At 72.4% G+C, this 16308-nt stretch carries 15 protein-coding genes; 6 read left to right on the forward strand and 9 right to left on the reverse strand.

Annotation, left to right across the window (positions count from 1 at the left end; all coding sequences use genetic code 11):
• Positions 1 to 18 precede the first annotated feature (18 nt).
• Positions 19 to 357, forward strand: a complete 339-nt coding sequence (locus AB0N76_RS18580) for a hypothetical protein (protein WP_363558392.1) — start codon at positions 19 to 21, stop codon at positions 355 to 357.
• A gap of 8 nt (positions 358 to 365) precedes the next feature.
• Here the strand turns inward: AB0N76_RS18580 and AB0N76_RS18585 are convergent, their stop codons facing one another.
• The 4 genes from AB0N76_RS18585 to AB0N76_RS18600 all read right to left on the reverse strand — a co-directional run bounded on the left by AB0N76_RS18585 (position 366) and on the right by AB0N76_RS18600 (position 6049).
• A complete protein-coding gene (locus AB0N76_RS18585; RefSeq protein WP_363558394.1) occupies positions 366 to 1535 on the reverse strand; it encodes a pyridoxal phosphate-dependent aminotransferase in 1170 nt (389 codons plus the stop codon).
• 119 nt (positions 1536 to 1654) lie between these two features.
• Positions 1655 to 2221 (reverse strand): YbjN domain-containing protein, encoded by a 567-nt coding sequence (locus tag AB0N76_RS18590; protein ID WP_363558396.1) that lies wholly within the window; start codon positions 2219 to 2221, stop codon positions 1655 to 1657.
• Between the two features lie 195 nt (positions 2222 to 2416).
• Positions 2417 to 5023, reverse strand: a complete 2607-nt coding sequence (clpB, locus tag AB0N76_RS18595) for an ATP-dependent chaperone ClpB (RefSeq protein ID WP_363558398.1) — start codon at positions 5021 to 5023, stop codon at positions 2417 to 2419.
• A 72-nt stretch (positions 5024 to 5095) separates the two neighbouring features.
• Entirely contained in the window at positions 5096 to 6049 is a 954-nt protein-coding gene (locus AB0N76_RS18600; protein WP_363558400.1) for a LysR family transcriptional regulator, read from the reverse strand.
• Positions 6050 to 6119: 70 nt separating this feature from the next.
• Here AB0N76_RS18600 and AB0N76_RS18605 point away from each other — a divergent pair, with 70 nt between their 5' ends.
• From AB0N76_RS18605 to AB0N76_RS18625, 5 genes are all read left to right on the forward strand, one after another.
• Positions 6120 to 7232 (forward strand): C4-dicarboxylate ABC transporter, encoded by a 1113-nt coding sequence (locus tag AB0N76_RS18605; protein ID WP_363558402.1) that lies wholly within the window; start codon positions 6120 to 6122, stop codon positions 7230 to 7232.
• Between the two features lie 618 nt (positions 7233 to 7850).
• The gene (locus AB0N76_RS18610) at positions 7851 to 8945 is read left to right on the forward strand and encodes a LuxR C-terminal-related transcriptional regulator (protein WP_363558404.1); all 1095 of its coding nucleotides are present in this window, start codon (positions 7851 to 7853) and stop codon (positions 8943 to 8945) included.
• A complete protein-coding gene (locus AB0N76_RS18615; protein WP_363558406.1) occupies positions 8938 to 9906 on the forward strand; it encodes a helix-turn-helix domain-containing protein in 969 nt (322 codons plus the stop codon). The genes AB0N76_RS18610 and AB0N76_RS18615 overlap by 8 nt, the downstream gene beginning before the upstream one ends.
• Positions 9899 to 10864 (forward strand): helix-turn-helix domain-containing protein, encoded by a 966-nt coding sequence (locus tag AB0N76_RS18620; RefSeq protein ID WP_363558408.1) that lies wholly within the window; start codon positions 9899 to 9901, stop codon positions 10862 to 10864. Before AB0N76_RS18615 ends, AB0N76_RS18620 begins: the two co-directional genes overlap by 8 nt.
• Positions 10857 to 11855 carry a helix-turn-helix domain-containing protein gene (locus AB0N76_RS18625; RefSeq protein ID WP_363558410.1) on the forward strand — a complete coding sequence of 333 codons (999 nt, stop codon included), beginning with the start codon at positions 10857 to 10859 and terminating at the stop codon, positions 11853 to 11855. Before AB0N76_RS18620 ends, AB0N76_RS18625 begins: the two co-directional genes overlap by 8 nt.
• 7 nt (positions 11856 to 11862) lie before the next feature.
• Here the strand turns inward: AB0N76_RS18625 and AB0N76_RS18630 are convergent, their stop codons facing one another.
• The 5 genes from AB0N76_RS18630 to grpE all read right to left on the reverse strand — a co-directional run.
• A complete protein-coding gene (locus AB0N76_RS18630; RefSeq protein WP_363558412.1) occupies positions 11863 to 12492 on the reverse strand; it encodes a hypothetical protein in 630 nt (209 codons plus the stop codon).
• Between the two features lie 542 nt (positions 12493 to 13034).
• Positions 13035 to 14042: a helix-turn-helix domain-containing protein gene (locus tag AB0N76_RS18635; RefSeq protein ID WP_363558414.1), complete on the reverse strand. Its 1008-nt coding sequence runs from the start codon at positions 14040 to 14042 to the stop codon at positions 13035 to 13037.
• A 193-nt stretch (positions 14043 to 14235) separates the two neighbouring features.
• Positions 14236 to 14778: a helix-turn-helix domain-containing protein gene (locus AB0N76_RS18640; RefSeq protein ID WP_363558416.1), complete on the reverse strand. Its 543-nt coding sequence runs from the start codon at positions 14776 to 14778 to the stop codon at positions 14236 to 14238.
• A 7-nt stretch (positions 14779 to 14785) separates the two neighbouring features.
• Positions 14786 to 15946 carry a molecular chaperone DnaJ gene (gene dnaJ / locus AB0N76_RS18645; RefSeq protein ID WP_363558418.1) on the reverse strand — a complete coding sequence of 387 codons (1161 nt, stop codon included), beginning with the start codon at positions 15944 to 15946 and terminating at the stop codon, positions 14786 to 14788.
• A 143-nt stretch (positions 15947 to 16089) separates the two neighbouring features.
• Positions 16090 to 16308: nucleotide exchange factor GrpE (gene grpE / locus AB0N76_RS18650; protein ID WP_363558420.1), on the reverse strand; the 219-nt coding region annotated here is incomplete at its 5' end.

The following is a 16308-nucleotide window of genomic DNA, read 5'->3' on the forward strand; positions in this document are numbered from 1 at the left end:
GCGGGCGACCCTCTTCCCGTGCCCGTGAAGCTGTCCGTGGTGGAACCGGGCTCGTACGAGCTGCCGCCGCACGTGATCGAGCGCATGAAGCCCTTGGACGCCGAGGATCACGTCCCGGTCCGTCCCTACACCCCGGAAGCCGTCGAAGAGCCGACCCCCGACGAGTCCCAGGAAGGCCCGGGGCACACTCTGCCCCGACCGGCAGCCGTCCGGGTGGTCCCGCTGTGGGTGGGGCTCATTCTCGAAGACCAGCGGCAGGCGGAACGGCGCCGGGCGCTCGAAGCGGCGGCAGACGGGCGACCGGACACCGACTACACCTACCTGGGTGCTCACACGCTCACTGGGGCGGTGGCGTGATGCGTGACTCAGCGTTCCCGCAGGCGGGACAGCCGGTTCACTGCTTCGTTAATCACTTCCTCCTGCTTGCAGAAGGTGAAGCGGACCAGCGGGCGGCCGGCCTCGACGTCGTCGTAGAAGACCGCGTTGGGGATCGCCACCACCCCGCACCGCTCCGGCAGGGTGCGGCAGAACTCGATGCCGTCCTTCTCGCCCAGCGGGGTGATGTCGGTGGTGATGAAGTAGGTGCCGGCCGGGCGGAACACCCGGAAGCCGGCCGCGGCCAGGCCGTCCGCCAGCAGGTCCCGCTTGCGCAGCAGGTCGGCGCGGAAGTCGTCGAAGTACTCGTCGGGCAGCCGCAGCGCCTCGGCCACGGCGTACTGGAACGGGCCGGCGCTGACGTAGGTGAGGTACTGCTTGGCCGTTCGGACCGCGGTGACCAGCTCGGGCGAGCCGGTCACCCAGCCGACCTTCCAGCCGGTGAAGGAGAAGGTCTTGCCGGCCGAGGAGATCGAGACGGTGCGCTCGCGCATGCCCGGCAGGGCGGCGATCGGGTGGTGCGCGCCGTCGAACACCAGGTGCTCGTAGACCTCGTCGGTGACCACCAACAGGTCGCGCTCCACGGCGAGTTCGGCGATCGCGCGAAGCTCCTCGGGGGAGAGCACCAGCCCGGTCGGGTTGTGCGGGGAGTTGAGCAGCAGCAGCCGGGTGCGGGGGGTGACCAGGGCGCGCAGCCGGTCCAGGTCGGGCCGGAAGTCCGGGGCCCGCAGGGTGAGCGGCACGCGGACGGCGCCCGCCATCGCGATGCAGGCGGCGTACGAGTCGTAGAACGGCTCCAGCGCGATCACCTCGTCGCCGGGCTCCAGCAGGGCCAGCAGGGTGGCGGCGATCGCCTCGGTGGCGCCGGCGGTGACCAGCACCTCGCGGTCCGGGTCGTGGTCGAGGCCGTAGCGGCGCCGCTGGTGCTCGACGATCGCGGTCCGCAGCTCGGGCACGCCCGGCCCGGGCGGGTACTGGTTCCCGCGCCCCTCGCGCAGCGCCCGCACGGCCGCCTCGCGCACCTCCGCGGGCCCGTCGGTGTCCGGGAACCCCTGCCCCAGGTTGATCGAGCCGGTGGCCACGGCCAGCGCGGACATCTCCGCGAAGATCGTGGTCCCCATCCCCGCCAGCCGACGGTTCAGCAGTGGCCTCGCACCCATCACGACTCCTCACACCTCGACGGTCGCCCCCCATCCTCGGGCCAGGGGGCGGTCGGGGACAAGGACGGCCCGCCACCGAGCCGTCGGTGGCGGGCCGTGCCGGGGGAGGGCCGGGGGGCTCAGCTCTCGTCGGTGCCCTCGGAGGGCTTGCCCTCGCCGTCCTCGCCCTCGATCTCGTCCTGCAGGCCGAGGCGCTCGACCATCCACTGCTCGAAGCCCACGGCGGCCTGGGTCCAGTTGGCGGTGGTGGTGACGAAGTAGTCCAGGTTGACGCCGGTGCCGACGATCATCTGGGCCTCACCGATCAGCCGGACGACGCCGTCCTCGTGGGTGTGGGTGTAGACCTTGGGCCACAGGGTCTCGCGGTTCCACTCGTCGATCAGGTCGAGGATCTCGCCCTTCTTCTCCAGCGGGTAGGGGCGGTCGTAGAACGCCCGGACCGCGAAGAGCTCCTTCTGGTCGCCGCGGAACATGTAGTAGACGCGGAAGCCCTCCCAGGGGGCGGTGAGGTCGCCCTCCTCGTCCACGACGTGCTTCAGCTGCATCTGGTCCAGGAGCTGGCCGACCAGGGCCTGGTCCGGGACGATGATCGGCGGCGGGCCGGCCGGGCGCTCGCCCTGGCCGCCGCCGGGCTGCCCGCCCTGGGGCAGGCCGAACGACGGGATGGACGACGGGTCGATGCTCATGGGGTCCTCTTCCTCAGTGCACGTGGTGGTCGGCAATGAGAGGCCGCCCTTCCGAGTCCATCCTGCCTCATCCGGGCCCTGCCTCACAGGGGCGCTCGCGCGCGGGTCCGGCCCGGACGGATCATGGTCCGCCCCCCGGAGACGGCGGGGGCGGACCATGATCGACGGGCCGGTGGGGCCGCTTCTCCGGCGGGGCTACTTCTCCAGCGGGCCGCGGGCCCGGACGGTGAGCCGGTCGCCGTCCTCGTCCCGCTCGACCAGCACGGTGTCCCCGTCGTGCACCTGGCCGGACAGGATCGCCCGGGCGAGCTGGTCGCCGATCGCCGACTGCACCAGCCGGCGCAGCGGCCGGGCGCCGTACGCCGGGTCGTAGCCGGTGAGTGCCAGCCAGTCCCGGGCGGCCGCGGAGACCTCCAGGGTGAGCCGGCGCTCGCGCAGCCGGTCGCCGAGCCCGGCGACCTGGAGGTCGACGATCCGGCTGAGCTCGGCGGTGCCGAGCGGGTCGAAGACCACGATGTCGTCCAGCCGGTTGAGGAACTCCGGCTTGAACGCGGTCCGGACGGTGTCCAGCACCAGCTGCTTCTTCCGTTCCTCCGGGGTGGCCGGGTCGACCAGGAACTGCGAGCCCAGGTTGGAGGTCAGGATCAGGATCGCGTTGCGGAAGTCCACCGTGCGGCCCTGGCCGTCGGTGAGCCGGCCGTCGTCGAGCACCTGGAGCAGCACGTCGAAGACCTCGGGGTGGGCCTTCTCGACCTCGTCCAGCAGCACCACGCTGTACGGACGGCGGCGGACCGCCTCGGTGAGCTGGCCGCCCTCCTCGTAGCCGACGTACCCGGGCGGGGCGCCGACCAGCCGGGAGACCGAGTGCTTCTCGCCGTACTCGCTCATGTCGATGCGGACCATCGCCCGCTCGTCGTCGAAGAGGAAGTCGGCCAGCGCCTTGGCGAGTTCGGTCTTGCCGACGCCGGTCGGGCCGAGGAAGAGGAACGAGCCGGTCGGGCGGTCCGGGTCGGCGATGCCCGAGCGGGTCCGCCGGACGGCGTCCGAGACGGCCTGCACGGCCTCCGCCTGGCCGATCAGGCGGCGACCCAACTCCTCCTCCATGCGCAGGAGTTTGGCGCTCTCGCCCTCCAGCAGCCGGCCGGCCGGGATGCCCGTCCAGGAGGCGACCACGTCGGCCACGTCGTCCGGGCCGACCTCCTCCTTGACCATCGAGGCGGAGGTGTCCTCGCCGGCCGCGCGCTCCTGGGCGTCGGCGAGCTCCTTCTCGGCGGCCGGGACCTCGGCGTACATCAGCTTGGACGCGCGCTCGAAGTCACCGTCCCGCTGGGCGCGTTCGAGTGCGCCGTGCAGGTCCTCCAGGCGCTCCTTGAGCTCGCCGACCCGGTTCAGGCTCTTCTTCTCCTGCTCCCACCGGGCGGTGAGGACGCTCAACTGCTCGTTCTTGTCGGCGAGATCGCGGCGCAGCCGGGCCAGCCGGTCGACCGAAGCCGGGTCCGACTCCTTCTCCAGGGCGAGCTCCTCCATCCTCAACCGGTCGACGGCGCGCTGGAGTTCGTCGATCTCGACCGGTGAGGAGTCGATCTCCATCCGCAGCCGGGAGGCCGCCTCGTCGACCAGGTCGATCGCCTTGTCGGGGAGGAAGCGGGAGGTGATGTAGCGGTTGGACAGGGTGGCGGCGGCGACCAGCGCGGCGTCCGCGATCTGCACCTTGTGGTGCGCCTCGTAGCGGCCCTTGAGGCCGCGCAGGATGGCGATCGAGTCCTCCACGCTGGGCTCGCCGACCAGCACCTGCTGGAAGCGGCGCTCCAGCGCCGGGTCCTTCTCGATCCGCTCGCGGTACTCGTCCAGGGTGGTGGCGCCGACCATCCGCAGCTCGCCGCGGGCCAGCATCGGCTTGAGCATGTTGCCGGCGTCCATCGCGGAGTCGCCGCCGGCGCCCGCGCCGACCATGGTGTGCAGCTCGTCGATGAAGGTGACGACCTGGCCGTCGCTCTGCTTGATGTCGTTCAGGACGGCCTTCAGCCGCTCCTCGAACTCGCCGCGGTACTTGGCCCCGGCGACCATCGCGCCGAGGTCCAGGGCGACCAGGCGCTTGCCGCGCAGCGACTCCGGCACGTCGCCGGCCACGATCCGCTGCGCCAGGCCCTCGACCACGGCGGTCTTGCCGACGCCGGGCTCGCCGATCAGCACCGGGTTGTTCTTGGTCCGGCGGGACAGCACCTGGACCACCCGGCGGATCTCCTGGTCCCGGCCGATCACCGGGTCGAGCTTGCCGTCCCGGGCGGCCTGGGTGAGGTCGGTGCCGTACTTCTCCAGCGCCTTGTAGGTGCCCTCCGGGTCCGGCGAGGTGACCCGGCCGCTGCCCCGGACGTCCTTGAACGCGGCCAGCAGCGCCTTGGGGGTGGCGCCCTGCTGCACCAGCAGCTCGGCGACCGGCCCGCCCTCGGCGGCCAGGCCGACCAGCAGGTGCTCGGTGGAGACGTACTGGTCGTCGAGGTCGTCGGCGCGCCGGCCGGCCTCGGTGAGCACCGCCAGGGTGTCCCGGGCCAGCTGCGGCGCGGCGACGGTGGAGCCCATCGCGCTGGGCAGCCCGGCCAGCAGGCGGCGGGCCTCGGCGTCGACCCGCGACACGTCCGCGCCGACCGCTTCGAGCAGCGGCCTGGCGATGCCCTCGGGCTGTTCCAGCAGGGCGGTCAGGATGTGCACCGGCTTGACGTCCGGGTTGCCCGCGCCCCCGGCCTGCCGGATCGCGGCGGACAGGGCGTCCTGCGTCTTGGTGGTGAACTTGCTGGCGTCCACTGCTGGGGTGTCCTCCCTCGTCGTGCATGATGTCTGCTCTCTCTAGCATGCACTAAGTTGCGTCTATTCCGCTCAACTTTTGGATGAACGGCCGGGGGACCGGCCGGGGGACCTGGTCGCCCGCCCCCGCCGGGTCAGCGTCAGCAGCTCCCGGGCCGGGCCGCTCGGCCGCTGCCCGGCCGGCCACACCGCCCGCAGCGGCCGCCGCAGGTCCAGCCCCTCCACCAGCGGCACCGCCACCAGCCGCCGGGTCGCCAGCTCCTCCACCACCGCCAGCTCGCTCAGGCAGACCGGCCCGGCCCCGGTCATCGCAGCCGCCTTCAGCGCCGTCGACGAGGCCAGCTCCAGCCGCGGCCGCGCCGCGCCCCCGAACGGCGCCAGCGCCGCCTCCAGCACCTCCCGGGTCCCCGAACCCGGCTCGCGCAGCACCAGCGGCGTCGCCGCCAGCTCCTCCCCGGCCAGCGGCGAACGGCGGCGCGCCCACCGGTGGCCCGGCGCGACCACCACCACCAGCCGGTCCGCCGCCACCACCGCGCCGGCCAGCCCGGCCGGCGTCGACGGCCCCTCGACGAAGCCCAGGTCCGCGTCCCCGGCCAGCACGTGCCCGGCCACGTCCGCCGAGTTGGCGGTGCGCAGCGTCACCGCCGTCCCCGGACTGGCCTCGTGCAGCGCCAGCAGCCAGCCCGGCATCAGGTACTCGGCGACGGTCAGGCTGGCCACCACGGTCAGCCGGGCGTCCCGGCGCTCGCGCAGCGCGTCGATCCCGGCGTCCAGCGCCTGCGCCGCCTCCAGCACCTGCCGGGCCCACTCGACCACCAGCCGGCCCGCCTCGGTCGGCCGGGAGCCGCGCGGGGAGCGGTCCAGCAGCGGCACGCCGATCTGCCGCTCCATGCCCTTGATCCGGGCGCTCGCGGTCGGCTGGCTCACCCCCAGTTCGGCCGCCGCCCGCCCGACGCTGCCGAGCCGGGCCACCGCGAGCAGCAGCTCCAGCGCACCGAGCTCGGGGACACGAGGGGAGAGGGTCATAGACTCAGGCTATGCCCTCATAGGTCGCGCGGCGCTACCGGCGGCGGACCCGCCGGGGGAGGTTGGTGTCATGGCCACCCTGCTCAGCACCGCGTTCCCGCCCAGCCTGTCCACCCGCGTACGCCGTCTCGACCTCGCCCAGCTCGGCCCGAACTGGTACGCGGCGGTGATGGGCACCGCGATCGTCGGCAACGGCGCGGCCGCCCTCCCGGTCCGGTGGCCGGGCCTGATCGGCTTCGGCGAGCTGATGTGGGCGCTCGGGCTGGCCGGCCTGCTGGTGCTCGGCGCCGCCCGGCTGGTCCACCTCACCCGGCACCGCGAGGCCGCCCGTACGCAGCTGCTCGACAACCCGGCCACCGCCGTCTTCTACGGCTGTCCGCCGATGGCCCTGCTCTCGGTCGGCCTCGGCACCCTCACCCTCGGCTCCCGGGTCATCGGCACCGGCCCGGCCGTCGCCCTCGACCTGGTGCTGTGGAGCGCGGGCACGCTGTACGCGCTGGCCGTCGCCGCCGGCATCCCGTACCTGATGATCACCCGGCACGCGGTCTCCCCGCTGGCCGCCAACCCGACCTGGCTGCTGCCCGTGGTCGCCCCGCTGGTCGCCTCCGCCACCGGCCCGGCGCTGGTCCCACACCTGCCCGCCGGCACCGCCCAGCAGGCGCTGCTGTACGGCTGCGCGGCGCTGTTCGGGATCGGCCTGCTCGCCACCCTGGTGCTGCTGCCGGTCGTGCTCACCGGGCTGGTGCACAGCAAGCTGCCCACCCTGGTGCTCACCCCGTCGCTGTTCCTGGTGCTCGGCCCGCTCGGCCAGTCCACCACCGCCGTCCACCAGCTCGCCGACGCCGCCCGTCCGGTGCTCCCCGGCCTGGCCCCGGCGGCGCTCGCCCTGGCCGAGCTGTTCGGGGTGGCGGTGATCGGCGTCGCCCTGCTCTGGCTGGCCCTCGCGCTGACCGCCAACCTGCGCGCCCGGCGGGCCGGGATGCCGTTCGCGATGACCTGGTGGGCGTTCACCTTCCCGGTCGGCACCTGCGTCACCGGCGCGGCGGCGCTCGCCCGGCACACCGGCTTCGCCGGGTTCACCGGGCTCGCGGTCGGGCTGTTCGGGCTGCTGCTGGCGGCCTGGGCGCTCGCGGCGGGCGGCACGGCCGCCGGGCTGGCGGGCGGCCGGCTGCTGGCCCGCTGAGCCGGCCGTTCCCCCGGCCTTCGCAGACCTCCTGGGGTGGCCCTTCGCCCGGCCCTTCGCAGACTGCACCCTTCCGGAGTACGAACTTCCGCCACCGACCGGCCGGACGGTCGGAAGCCCCGCCCCACACCGCTCTGACCTGGGATTTCGTCGAAAACGTAATCCGCCGCCGGAGCCGCCCGCCGCTCCGGCGGTGCAGGTTCCTGCAATTGCGAGAACATGCAGCAGGGCGGCACTTGTTCACCGGCCGTCACGCTGTGAGGGTGGAGTCACGCCAGGTCGTCCGGGCAACCGCAGTCCGATGGTGGCGACTTGCTCTTCATTGCTGGATGCGACCGGCACGTCCGCACGTGCCTGCATATCGGGGGGAAGAGCGCCGGCCGGGACGCCATGTGTGGTGATGGCCCCCGGGACCGGAGTCGGCGAGGCGTTGCTGCTCCGCCTCGCCGGAAGCGCTGAGACCGTGGCGTACGGTCGGCGGCCCCCGGACCCGCGTGCGACGGCACCCGGAGTCCGGGGGACCGCCGGCCCCCAAGTACCGTGATCACCGCCGGCCACCGCGCACGGCGCGCGAGGAGCACCACGCATCCGAGAGACATCCGGCAGGGAGCGTTCGAGGTGACCTTCGAGGCGACGGCTGATCCGAGGGGCACCGAAGCGTCCGGCGTGTCCGGCCCGTCCGTCCAGTCTGTCCCGTCCGGTGCATCCGGTGCATCCGGTGCGTCCGGTGCGTCCGGTGCGTCCGGTGCGTCCGGTGCGTCCACCGGCGGCGAACCCGACGAGGCCGCCCGCCGCCTCTACCTCGCCATCCTCGCCGACGGCGGCCGGATCCGGGTCGCCGACGTCCCCGAGTCCGACCAGGCGGCCGTCCGCCAGCTCGTCGCCATCGGCCTGCTGATGACCAACCCGATGGACGCCTGCTACACCGCCGTCAGCCCCCGCTCGGTCAGCGACCGCCTCGGCGCCGAACTCCGCAGCGAGGCCACCCGCCTGCTGGTCCGCGCCGAGAACCTCCCCGGCGCCCTCGACGCCCTCACCCGCGCCTACGACGCGATGCCCCGCCCGCCCGAACGCTCCGGCGGCGCCGTCTACATCGAGGGCCACACCCACATCCGGCACCGGATCTCCCAGCTGGTCTCCGACTGCCGCACCGAGGTCCTCACCGCCCAGCCCGGCCCCCGCCCCGCCGACGCCCTCAAGATCGCCCTCCAGCAGGACGTCCAGCTCCTCCAGCGCGGCTGCTCGCTGCGCACCATCTACCAGCCCGTCGCGATGTCCGAACCGCCCGCCCTCGCCTACGCCGACGAGGTCACCCGGCGCGGCTCGCTGATCCGCATCCTCGACGAGCCGATCCAACGGCTGATGATCTTCGACCGCTCGGTCGCGGTGATCTCCGCCACCGACGACCACAGCACCGCCGCCTTCATCTCCGACCCCGCCGCGATCGCCTTCATCGTCAACGCCTTCGAACGCGACTGGGCCCGCGCCGACGCCACCGACTGGTCCGCCGCCCTCACCCAGGGCCCCGCCCACAACGCCCCCGACCGCGTCGGCCGCCTCCTCGCCCGCGGCCTCACCCAACGCGCCGTCGCCACCCGCCTGGGCCTCAGCGAACGCACCGTCGCCGCCCACATCTCCCGCCTCCGCGACCGCTACGGCGCCCAGACCCTCTTCCAACTCGGCTGGCTCATGCGCGGCGGCCGCGATGCCTGACCCCACGGCCGCCGAGCTGCCGGACGCCGCCGCCCGCGCGATGTATCGGGCGATCCTGCGCGACGGGGGCCGGGTCCGCGCCGCTGACGTCCAGGACGAGGACGCCGCGGCGCTGCAGACGCTGATCGAACTCGGGCTGCTGAAGCGCTACGCGTCCGACGGCTTCTTCAGCGCGGTGGATCCCCGCGCGGTGAGCGCCCGAATGAGTGCCGACCTCCGCTCGGCCGGCACTCGGCTGCTGACCCGGGCGGAGGAACTTCCCGAACTGCTCGGGGACCTGACCGACGCCTACGACTCCTCGCCCAGACGGTTCGACCGCGGCGGCTCCACGACGATCGTCGAAGGCATGGAGGAAATCCGGCATCTGGTCTCCCAGTTGGCGGAGGAGATGCCGCACGAGGTCCTCAGCGCCCAGCCGGGCGGTGCCCGTCCGACCGAGGCCATGGACGACATCGTCGACCATTCCCGCCACTACATCGAGCGGGGCGGCGCCATGCGGACGCTCTACGAGGCCACCGCGCTGCTGGACGGTCCGACCGTGGAGCTGGCTGCCCGGCTCTCCGAGGTCGGGAACACCCCCAGAGTGCTCCCGTTCGGCTTCACCCGGATGATCATCTTCGAGCGGACGGTGGCGGTGATCCCGGCCTCGCCGGACACCTCCAGCGCCGCGTTCGTGGAGGATCCGCCGACGGTCGCCTTCCTGGTCGCCCTCTTCGAGCAGCACTGGCAGATCGCCGAGCGCGTCAACTGGGCCGGATTGGCCGCCGGCGCGGCCGAATCGAGGACCCCTTCCCAGGTCGGTCGCCTCCTTGCCCAGGGCTTCACCCAGCGCGCGATCGCGACCCGCCTCGGCCTGAGCGAGCGCACGGTGGCCGGCCACATCGCGCGCCTGCGCGAGCTGTACGACGCCGAGACCCTCTTCCAGCTCGGCTGGCAGATGCGGGGTGAGCCCCGTGCCTGAGCACGACCTCCCACTCCTGGACGACGCCGCGCGCGAGCTGTACCGGACGATCCTCGGTGAGGGCGGGCACCTGCGCCTGGCCGACGTCACGGAACAGGCGGCCGCGCCCGTGGCGAAGCTGGCCGACGTCGGACTGATCACCCTCCGCGTCGCGGACGGCATCTACAGCGCGGTGAACCCCCGCGCTGTCAGCGAGCGGATCGGCGCCGAACTGCGCGAGGAGAGCGCCCGCCTGCTCACCCGCGCCGCCGCCGTACCGGACCTGTTCGACGACCTCACCCAGGCCTACGACGCCGCACCCCGCCGCCACGACCTCGCCGGAGGCGTCCGCCGGATCGCCGGGATGGAGCAGATCCGCCATCTCGTCTCCCAGCTCATCGACGACCATCCGCACGAGGCCTGGGCCGCCCAGCCCGGCGGAGCCCGTCCCCCGGAACACATGAAGGACGCACTGGCGCACACCCGCCGCTACGTCGAGCGCGGCGGCTCCATGCGCACCATCTACGAACCGGCGGCCATTCATGCCCCCGCGACCGTCGACTACGCGGCCAAGTCCACCCTGCTCGGCTGCCCCGTCCGGGTCCTCGCCGCCGGCTTCGACCGCATCCTGATCTTCGACCGCACCGTGGCCCTCATCCCCGCCGCCCCGGACAACACCGTCGCGGCCCTGGTCGAGGACTCCGCCGTGATGGCCTTCCTGGTCAACGCCTTCGAGCAGCACTGGCAGCAGGCGGAGGGCGTCAACTGGGCGGCGTTGGCGGAGGGTTCCGTGGAGTCCCCATTGCACGAGCAGGTCGGCCGCCTCCTCGCCCAGGGCCTCACCCAGCGCGCCATCGCGACCCGCCTCGGCCTGAGCGAGCGCACGGTGGCCGGCCACATCGCGCGCCTGCGCGAGCTGTACGACGCCGAGACCCTCTTCCAGCTCGGCTGGCAGATGCGGGGTGAGCCCCGTGCCTGAGTCCCACGTGCCCTCGGACCTGCTGACCTCCGCCCTCCCGGACGCCGCGGCGCGCGAGCTGTACCTCGCGGTCCTCCGCGAGGGCGGTCGGATCCGGGCCGCCGAGATCGGCCCGGAGAATGCTGCCGCACTGGAGCGCCTCGTCGAACTCGGTCTACTGGTACCCCAGTTGCTCGACGCGTCCTTCAGCTCCGTCGATCCGCGCGCGGTCGCCCACCGGATCGGCGCGGAGATTCGGACGACGGGCGCCCGGTTGCTGCTGGAGGCGGAGCAGTTGCCGGACCTGCTGGCGGACCTCACTCAGGCCTACGACACGTCACCCCGGCGAGGCCCCAACCAGGTCGACGTCCGCTACATCGCGGACATGGAGCAGATCCGGCACGAGATCGAGCGGTTGTCCCAGGACTACCGGACGGAGGGCCTGACCGCCCAGCCGGGCGGGGCCCGTCCCGCCTCGCTGCTGCCGGACTCCTTGGACCGGGCCCGCCGCTACCTCCAGCGCGGCGGCTCCATGCGCACCATCTACGAACCGGCGGTCCGCCTGGACGGGCCGACCGTCGACTACGCGGCCGAGGTCACCCGGCTCGGGTGCGCGGTCCGGGTGCTGGCGTTGCCGTTCAAGCGGATGCTGATCTTCGACCGCACGGTCGCCGTCATCCCGGCGGCGCCCGACAATTCGAGCGCGGCCTTCGTCGAGGACCCCGCGACGGTCGCCTTCCTGGTCGACGTCTTCGAGCAGCACTGGCAGCAGGCGGAGGGTGTCAACTGGGCCGCGCTGGCCGAGGGTTCCGTCGAGTCCCCGGTGCACGAGCAGGTCGGCCGGCTCCTCGCCCAGGGCCTCACCCAGCGTGCCATCGCGACCCGTCTCGGCCTGAGCGAGCGCACGGTGGCCGGCCACATCGCGCGGCTGCGCGAGCTGTACGACGCGGAGACGCTGTTCCAACTGGGCTGGCAGATGCGCGGTGCCCGGACGGGGGAGCCCCGTGCGTGAGACGTGGTCAGCCGGTCGCCGCGCCGGTGGGCCAGTAGCCGGCCGGGCCGACGGCGGGGGGCTGCTGCTGCCGGGGGACGGTGAACTGCTCGCCGGGGGCGGTCCAGAAGCCCTCGCGCAGGGAGAGCGCCATGCCGGCCCAGTCGAGGGCGGTCTCCACCGTGTGGTGGAGGGCCTCCTGGGACCAGGTGTCGTCGAAGACCAGCGGCAGGACGGGGGCGACCTGCTCGATGGTGGCGATCAGCGGGTTGTGCGTGATGGCCTCGTCGACGAGCAGGACGATCGGCTTCCGCAGCGCCGACGCCCAGCCCAGCTCCAGGCTGACCCCGGCCGACAGCGGCGCGCCGACGTAGGCGAAGACCAGGTCGGCGGACTGCAGGGCCCGGAAGTCCGACGGCACCCGCGGCTCGGGGGCACGGCCGGCGACCGTCCAGGCGTCGCTGTGGTGGGCGCTGTAGACGGCGGCGCCACTGCGCAGAAGGGTGGTACGGAGGGTGGTCAGCCGCGTCCGGCTGGCGAGCGTCACCACACTGTCCGCCGGCCCGGTCAACCGCATCAGCGGCGCGGCCAGGAAGACTCGTGCACGCCGGCCCTCATGGGCCTGGCTGTCGTGGTGACGCAGGTAGGGCTCAGTCATGTCGACTCCGGGGATAGATGCCAACTAGGCCGATTCGCCCCGTTGGGTGGTGCCTATCGGAATGCTGCTGCGCATTCGTTGCGGTCGAAACTAACTTGTCGTGCTCATGTATGGCTTTGTTGCCCCCGTGTTGTTCCTGGCCGACTCTCTGGGGAGTGCACTGATCGTCTCTGTCGACCGTGACCACCGTCCACAGAGCCGTGGTGTCATCTCGATGACTGGCAGAGAGATGACGCACTGTACGGGCCCTCCCTCTGGCACTTGGATGCACCCGTGCGGCATTATGTGGCAGGTTGTTCGAAACGATGGGCTGGGTATCCGCAATAAAGCCCTGCGAGGAGAGGGGACACCATGTCTCGGATACGTCGGGTGGCTCGGTTTGTTCTGGTTCCACTCGTCGTTGGCGTGGCGCTTCTCGTTGGTGGTGCGAGCTCGGCGGATGACACGATCTGGAACATCCGGGGAGGCGACGGGTCGTCAGCGCAGAAGACCGTTGCCCTGGCTACGGACACGATCTGGAACTGAGCGGGCTGCGGAGGTCGTCACCCGTACGCGTCGGAGCGCCCGTCGCCACTCGTCCGGGCGAGTGCGTAGCCGAGCTGGAACAGTGACTCGACGTTGTGCTCGTCCCGCATCTCGGCGAGGTGTCGGGCGAGGGTGCGTTCGCTGATGCCCAGCCGTCGGGCGATCACCCGGTGGTTCACGCCCTCCAGCATGAGGTCGATGATCGTCTGGCGCATCCCGGAAACGACCTGCTGCGGAACCGCGCGGGCCCCGTCGAAGTCCAGCGCGTGACTCCAGTTCCGCTCGAAGACCTCACTGATCAGGTAGCTGATGACGGCCTGATCGTGGATGAAGGCGGCGAGGTTGAGGTCCTCGGCAACGGGGATGACCGCGATTCGGCGGTCGATCACGATCAGGCGCGTGTAAGGCTCGTCCAGGGTCCGGACCCTGCCGCCCGCCTGAGTGATGGCTGCCACGTACTCCCTGGTGGGAGCGTGGTAGCGGGTGCTCGGGTGGTAGATCGTTCTGAGCCCGATGCCCTGTCGCAGGGCTTCGAGGTCCCGCGCGAGAATGCCCGCGAGGGCGTCGGAAGGCCTTGGCCCGCCGGGCTGTGCCGCGAGGATCTCCTCCGCGGCGCTGGAGACTATCTGCTGGACCCTCTGGTTGATCAGGACCTTGCCGCGGACGTATTCGATGGTGCCGCCGGCCTGCTCCGGTGAGTGGTACGCGGCTGTGAGGTCGTGGAGGTCCGTATTGAGTGCCGAGGCGCGGGTGAGCAGGTCCAGGGCTTGGCGCTGCCAGGTCGCGCTGAGGCTTTCGGACAGTTGCTGGGGGTCGACCGCGACGAGGACACCCGGCTCGTCGGTGTCGGGGACGAGCAGGCCTATGCCCACCAGCTCGTCCCGGGCAGCGCGCTCACACGCGAGTTCCGAGTCCTCCGTGAGTCGCCCATTCTCTCCGATGATGGCGAGATACAGCTTGCGCGCCTCTTTGGAAAGGACCCCTGTTCCACTCGTGGTGGCACCGAGCTGCTCTCGCCCACTCATCTGAGGCTCCTTGCCATGGCCGTGTGTACCAGTACTGCCAGGTGTCCGTGCGGGAAACGCCATGCAGCATGCCAGATCTGACTACATCGGCGGGAAGGTTCGGTCCGTCGATCAGCACTCTCTCACCACGATCAAACCGCCGGCACCCCCCAAGCAGAGGGAAACCGGCGGCGATCAAGTGAGGCCAGGCGGGCTAGCGCTTGGGGCGCCAGACGACCAGGGCGCTGGAGTGGGGGGTGGGGGGCTGGTAGGGGACGAGGTCGCGGCGGTAGGAGGCGTGGATGGTGGCCTCGCGCTGCTGGAGGGTGGTGGCGGCGCCCTCGAGGGAGTCGGCCAGTTCGGCGATGCGGGACTGGAGGGCGGTGACCTGGTTCTCCAGTTCGATGATCCGCTTGATGCCGGCCAGGTTGATGCCCTCGTCCTGGGAGAGCCGCTGGACCTCGCGCAGCTGCTGGATGTCGCGGGCGGAGTAGCGGCGGCCGCGGCCGGCGGTGCGGTCGGGGCAGACCAGGCCCAGCCGGTCGTACTGGCGGAGCGTCTGCGGGTGCAGGCCGGAGAGTTCGGCGGCCACCGAGATGACGTAGACCGGGGTCTCCTCGGTGAGCACGTACTGCGGCTGCGGTGCGGCGCGCCGGGGGCGGCGGCCGGTACCGGGCAGCCCGGTACCGGGGCCGGGGCCGGCGCCGGGCAGGCCGTCGCCGAGGCCGGGGCCGATGGTGGTGTCGTCGGGGCTCATCTGGTCGTCACGCTCCCTTCGCCGCCTTGAACAGGGCGGCTCGCGGGTCGTCGGAGGCGGTGGCCTCGCGGTACTGCTCCAGGGCGGTCAGCGCGTCGCCGGTGACGTGCTGGGGCACCACGACCTCCACGGTGACCAGGAGGTCGCCGCGGGTGCCGTCCTTGCGGGTGGCGCCCTTGCCGCGGGCCCGCAGGGTGAGGCCGTTGGCACTGCCCGGGGGGAGCTTGAGCTTCACCGAGGGGCCGTTCAGGGTCGGCACCTCGATGGTGCCGCCGAGGGCGGCTTCGGGGAAGGTGACCGGGACGGTCACGGTCAGGTTGTCGGCCTTGCGCCCGAAGACGGGGTGCGGGTCGACGTGGACCGTGACGTAGAGGTCGCCGGGCTGGCCGCCGCGTTCGCCCTGGGCGCCCTTCCCCTTGAGCCGGATCCGCTGGGCGTCCTGGACGCCGGCCGGGATCCGGACCTGCATGGTGCGGGCGGAGCTGGCCCGGCCGCTGCCGTGGCAGTCGGTGCACGGGTCGTCGACGATCATGCCGCGGCCGCGGCAGTCCCGGCAGGGCTCGGAGAGCGCGAAGGCGCCCTGGCCGCGGCTGACGGTGCCGGAGCCGACGCAGGTCGGGCAGACCCGCGGGGTGGTGCCGCTCTTGGCGCCGGTGCCGTTGCAGCCCCGGCAGGGGGCCTGGCTGGTCATCCGGAGCGGGACGGTGGCGCCGTCGACGGCCTCCTCGAAGGAGAGCGTCACCTCGGTCTCGACGTCGGCGCCGCGCCGGGGCTGGGCCTGCCGGGCGCCGCCGCCGCGGTTGAAGAGACCGCCGAAGACGTCGCCGATGCCCCCGCCGCCGCCTCCGCCCTGGCTGCCGCTGAACAGGTCGCCGAAGTCGAAGCTGTAGCTGCCGGTGCCGCCGGGACCGCCGGACCGGAAGCCGCCGTTGGCGAAGAGGCTGCGGGCCTCGTCGTACTCCTTGCGGCGCTTCTCGTCGGAGAGGACGTCGTACGCCTCGGAGATGTCCTTGAACCGCTCCTCGGCCTTGGCGTCACCCTTGTTGGCGTCGGGGTGGAACTCGCGCGCCAGCTTGCGGTAGGTCTTCTTGATCTCTGTGGCGCTGGCGTCCTTGGGCACACCGAGGACCTTGTAGTAGTCCTTCTCCACGTAGTCCTTGCCGCTCATGGCCGGCGCCACCTCCCGAGGTCCATCGTCACAGTGCTGTCAATACGCAAGCCCGGGCACGCTGACAGCGCGCTGCGGAGCCGGCCGCCGTACTGGCCGGCGCACGACTCCGCAGCGCACAGGTTGTCAGCTGTCACCGGTGGTCAGCTGTCCGAGCCGCCGTCGGCCCGGTCCTTCTTGGCCCCGCCCTTGGCCTGGCCCTTGTCCGAGCCCTTGGCCGCGTCCTTCGCCTTGTCGGCGTCCGGAGCGGTGACGGTCTGGGTGCCTGGCTGGGGCTCCGCGACCGAGACCATCGCCGGGCGGATGATCCGCTCGCCGATCCGGTAGCCGGGCTGGAGGATCTGGACGCAGGTGTCCTCGGT

The organism is Kitasatospora sp. NPDC093806, from assembly GCF_040683335.1.
Lineage (GTDB): Bacteria > Actinomycetota > Actinomycetes > Streptomycetales > Streptomycetaceae > Kitasatospora.